The sequence below is a fragment of the Kribbia dieselivorans NBRC 106261 genome, assembly GCF_001552435.1.
Taxonomy (GTDB): Bacteria; Actinomycetota; Actinomycetes; order Actinomycetales; family Dermatophilaceae; genus Kribbia; species Kribbia dieselivorans.
This window is the reverse complement of sequence record NZ_BCRE01000247.1, coordinates 1-4,328: the sequence shown is the minus strand read 5'-3', so window position 1 is coordinate 4,328 and position 4,328 is coordinate 1. Positions and strand designations below refer to the sequence as shown.

General features: G+C 69.8%; 7 protein-coding genes and 1 riboswitch. All 7 genes read left to right on the top strand.

The features are described 5' to 3' along the window. Positions 1 to 9 precede the first annotated feature (9 nt). A complete protein-coding gene (locus KD1_RS16375) occupies positions 10 to 120 on the top strand; it encodes an adenosylcobinamide-GDP ribazoletransferase (RefSeq protein ID WP_083542536.1) in 111 nt (36 codons plus the stop codon). Beyond that, the gene (locus KD1_RS15385; protein ID WP_083542535.1) at positions 117 to 1,112 is read left to right on the top strand and encodes a cobalamin biosynthesis protein; all 996 of its coding nucleotides are present in this window, start codon (positions 117 to 119) and stop codon (positions 1,110 to 1,112) included. Before KD1_RS16375 ends, KD1_RS15385 begins: the two co-directional genes overlap by 4 nt. Continuing rightward, a riboswitch (cobalamin riboswitch) is annotated at positions 1,113 to 1,229 on the top strand. It abuts the gene before it with no gap. 33 nt (positions 1,230 to 1,262) lie between these two features. Then, a complete protein-coding gene (locus KD1_RS15380) occupies positions 1,263 to 1,955 on the top strand; it encodes an energy-coupling factor ABC transporter permease (protein ID WP_068403380.1) in 693 nt (230 codons plus the stop codon). Beyond that, positions 1,948 to 2,307 (top strand): energy-coupling factor ABC transporter substrate-binding protein, encoded by a 360-nt coding sequence (locus KD1_RS15375; RefSeq protein WP_068403378.1) that lies wholly within the window; start codon positions 1,948 to 1,950, stop codon positions 2,305 to 2,307. The genes KD1_RS15380 and KD1_RS15375 overlap by 8 nt, the downstream gene beginning before the upstream one ends. A gap of 1 nt (position 2,308) precedes the next feature. Continuing rightward, on the top strand, positions 2,309 to 3,085 hold the full coding sequence (cbiQ, locus tag KD1_RS15370; protein ID WP_068403376.1) for a cobalt ECF transporter T component CbiQ: 777 nt from the start codon (positions 2,309 to 2,311) through the stop codon (positions 3,083 to 3,085). A gap of 32 nt (positions 3,086 to 3,117) precedes the next feature. Beyond that, positions 3,118 to 3,987 (top strand): energy-coupling factor ABC transporter ATP-binding protein, encoded by an 870-nt coding sequence (locus tag KD1_RS15365; protein WP_245627440.1) that lies wholly within the window; start codon positions 3,118 to 3,120, stop codon positions 3,985 to 3,987. A gap of 155 nt (positions 3,988 to 4,142) precedes the next feature. Continuing rightward, the coding region (locus KD1_RS17235) for a hypothetical protein (RefSeq protein WP_217995910.1) at positions 4,143 to 4,328 on the top strand (186 nt) is incomplete at its 3' end.

Here is a 4,328-nt window from a genome sequence, read left to right as displayed (position 1 = left end):
GGGGTCGGCGTGGCCGTCGTCATCGGGCGGGCACTGCGCCGCTTCGGCGGGGTCACCGGCGATGTCTTCGGAGCGGGTGTCGAGGTCGCGTTTGCGGCCGTCGTGGTGGCGCTCTCATGACGGCGCGCGCAGTGGCGATGGCCCGGGGCGTCGGGATCCTGGCGGGGTATGTCGCGGACCGGATGTTCGGCGATCCGCAGCGTGGTCACCCGGTGGCGGTGTTCGGGAGCGTCGCGCAGCGGGTGGAAGGGCGGATGTATGCCGACTCGCGGCCCGCCGGGGTGGCGTACACGGCGCTCCTCGTCGGTGGTGTGGCGGTCGGCGGAGCGGTCGTCGAACGACTCGCGGTGCACCCGGTGGCGCGGGCCGTGGTGACGGCCGCGGCGACGTGGACCGTGCTCGGGGGGCGCTCGCTCGAGCGTGAGGCCGCGGCGGTGCATGCCCATCTCGCGGCCGACGATCTGCCGGCGGCGCGGGTGCAGGTCTCGCGTCTCGTGGGCCGGGACACCGAGCACCTCGACGCCGGCGAGGTGTCGCGCGCGGTCGTCGAATCGGTGGCCGAGAACACCGTCGACGCCGTGGTCTCGCCATTGGTGTGGGGAGCGGCGTGTGGCGTGCCGGGGCTGCTCGGGTATCGCGCGATCAACACCCTCGACGCGATGGTCGGGCATCACAACGCGCGGTACGAGCGGTTCGGCTGGGCGTCGGCGCGGCTCGACGATGTCGCCAATCTGGCCGGAGCGCGGCTCGCGGGGGTGTTGACGTTGGTCGCGGAACCGCGTGGTGCGGCCGGGGCGTGGCGGGCGTGGCGGCGTGATGCGGCCGGGCACCCCAGCCCGAACGCTGGGGTGGTCGAGGCCGCGTTCGCCGGGTCGCTGGGGATCCGGCTGGGTGGGACGAATCGGTACTACGGCACGCGCGTGGAGCACCGTGCGGTCATGGGGGATGGTCGGGGGGCCGAGCCCGCGGATGTGGTCGCAGCGAACCGGTTGGCGCGCCGGATCGGGGCGGGGTCGGCGGTGGTGTCGGCGGTGGTGGCGACGGTGTTGCCGGTGGTGGTGGCGACGAGACTGGGCGAGCTCATCGCGCGACGGGGTCAAAACGGCGCGTGATAGCCTCCCAGCACGTCAGGCTATCGACGTGGAATCCGGTGAGAGTCCGGTACGGTCGCGCCACTGTGAGCGGGTCTTCCGCAAGTCAGAAACACGGGCCTGTCGAGATCTGGACATGCGGGACGCGTCATCCCGGAAAGGTGTCGGCCGATGCATATTGCAGAGGGCTTCCTACCCCCCATACATGCGGCTGCGTGGACCATCGTGGCCATCCCCTTCGTGGCCCATGGGGTGCGCGAGGTCAAGCGCATCATCACGGCGCATCCGGAGTCTCGAATGTTGCTCGGCGCGGTGGGCGCCTATTCGTTCGTGCTGTCGGCCATCAAACTGCCCTCGGTCACCGGGAGTTCGTCGCACCCGACCGGAACGGGTGTGGGGGCGATCATCTTCCGGCCACCGGTCATGGCTCCGCTCGGCGCTGTCGTGCTGCTGTTCCAGGCGTTGCTCCTGGCCCACGGGGGGATCACCACGCTCGGGGCGAACATCATGTCGATGGCCGTCATCGGTCCGTGGGTCGGCTACGGGGTGTACCGCCTGCTGAAGTTTGCGCCGTGGGGAGTCGCGGCGTTCGGCGGTATTGCGCTGGCCAACCTGGCCACCTACGTCGTGACCGCCACCCAACTCGCGCTCGCGTTCCCGGATCCGTCATCGGGATTCCTCGGTTCGTGGACCCGCTTCCTCGGTCTGTTTGCGATCACGCAGATTCCGCTGGCCATCGTCGAGGGGTTCGTCGGGGTGTTGCTCCTCAACGTCCTGCGCTCGTGGGCCGGGCCGGAGCTGCGTGGACTGGGCTTCGGGCGCGACGCCGCGACCGAGTCGGATCGGGAGGTCGAGCATGCGTAGGTCGTCGTGGATCAATCTGCTGCTCCTGGTGGTGGCGGTCGGAGTCTTCGCGGTCGCCCTCGTGGTGGGCGCCGGCAAGGGGGACTTCGGCGGCACCGATGCCGCGGCCACGGGTGAGATCAGTGCGGTCGCGCCGGACTATCAGCCGTGGTACGAGCCGGTGTGGGTCCAGCCCGGTGGCGAGATCGAGTCCGGCCTGTTCGCGCTGCAGGCGGCGATCGGGGGTGGCATCGTCGGCTTCGTGCTGGGCGCCTATCGGGAGCGACGCAAGCAGGCGCGGGGTGCTTCTTCGGCCGGCGTGTCGGCGGCCGATCATCCGACCCGCGCTGGTCACGACTCAACGCGTCCCTGAGGTGGCGACGCTCCGTCTCGACGACGCCGCCTGGAACAACCGGTGGCGTGGCCGGTCGACCGCCGAGAAGGTGGTGCTGTCGGCCGGGCTGGTCGCGGTGGCGCTGACGGCTCCAGGACCGGCCGGAGGCGTGATCGTCCTGGTCGTCGCCTCGCTGCTGGCGTGCCTGTGGGCGCGGGTGCCGGTGCGGACGTGGTCGTTCGCGATCGCGGCTCCGGCCGTCTTCATCGTGCTCGGCACCATCGGGATCGTCGTGACGTTCGGCGAACCGGTCGGTCGGGTGGTGGTCGATATGGGCCCGGCGTCGGTGACCCAACCGTCGCTGTGGGCCGGCGCCGTCGTGGCGCTGCGAGCCCTGGCCAGTGCCGCGGCGGTGATGTTGTTGGCGGCCACCACGCCCATGCCGTACCTGCTGGCGAGCCTGGGTCGGGTGTGGGGTCTGCGGACCCTGACCGAGATCGCCACGCTGGTGTATCGGATGATCTTCTCGCTGCTGGAGTCGCAGGCCCGGATCCGGGAAACGCAGACTGCGCGACTGGGCTACGGGAGCGCGCGAACGGCGATCCGCAGTGTGGGCATGTTGGGGGCGGGGACGTTCATTCGAGCGTGGACACACTCGCGGCGGCTGGGGGAGGGGTTGGCCGGTCGGGGGTATGACGGCGCCTGGTTCGCGCTGCCGAGTCGGCGGCCGGTGAGTGGGGCGTTCGTCGCGGTGGCGCTCGCCATCGTGGCGGTCTGTGCCGGGGTGTCGTTGGTGGGGCCGAGGTGGCCGGTGTGAGTGGTGATGTTGGCGCGACTGGTGATGCTGGCGTGACCGGTGATGTTGGCGCGACCGGTGGGCGGGGTGAGGTGCTCGCATTGGAGGCCACCGCGCTCCGCGTGGACTACCCGGGTGCGCCGCGGGTGCTCGACGACCTGACGTTCCGGGTGCGTCGGGGGGTGCGCATGGCGATCCTCGGGGCGAATGGGTCGGGAAAGTCGACGCTGCTCCGCTCGTTGTCGGGGTCGTTGACGCCGGCAACCGGGGAGATCGCGGCGGACGGTGTGCTGCTGCGGCATCGTCGCAAGGACCTCGATCTCCACCGGCGGCGCGTTCAACTCGTGCTGCAGGATCCCGACGATCAACTCTTTTCCGCCGATGTCTTCACCGATGTCGCGTTCGGGCCGGTCAATCTCGGGCTGAGTGACGATGAGGTGCGTTGGCGGGTGGCGGAGTGTCTGGCGTCGTTGGGGATCGCAGATCTCGTGGACCGTCCGGTGCACCACCTGTCGTACGGGCAGCGCAAACGGGTGGCGCTGGCGGGGGCGCTGGCGATGGGTCCGTCGACCTTGTTGCTGGACGAGCCGACGGCGGGCTTGGATCCGTCGTCGTCGGAATCGCTGGTGCGCGTGCTCGACGGTTTGACGCGTAGTGGAGTCACGATCGTCATGTCCACCCATGACGTCGACCTGGCGTGGCGATGGGCCGATGAGGTGGCGGTGCTGATCGATGCGCGGGTGATGCAGGGGTCGCCGGGCGATCTGCTCAGTGACGCGTCGCTGCTGCGGCGGACGTGTCTGTCGCGGCCGTGGCAGGCGGCGATGCTGCAGGAGGCCGGGGTGGCGTGGGGTGCTGATGGGGAGCGGCCGCGGAGTGTGGTGGAGGTGCTGGCGGCGTTGGGTGTCCGTGGGGGTGTTTAGCGTGTCGGGTGTGGGTCGGTGTGCGGGGCAGAGATTGCACGGAGTGCAGGGTTTCTGGAATGTGAGGTCCGTTCGTCGCATTTCATGAAGTCGTCGCCCGGTGTTTACCTGATGTTTGCTTTTAAATAGGACATGTGTTCTTATAAACTGGGGTCATGTTCACGACGGCGATGCACCCAGGGATGACGCGACCGGCTCCGGCCGGGGTCGCGTCGGTTGTTGGTGTGCCCGGGTCTGTCGCTGCTGCGGGCGGCGGATCGGGCGAGGCCGCGTGGGCGGACGTGTCTGTTGTTCATGTCGGGATTGCGTCGGAGGCGTCGGGCCGGGCGTGGCTCTCTGTT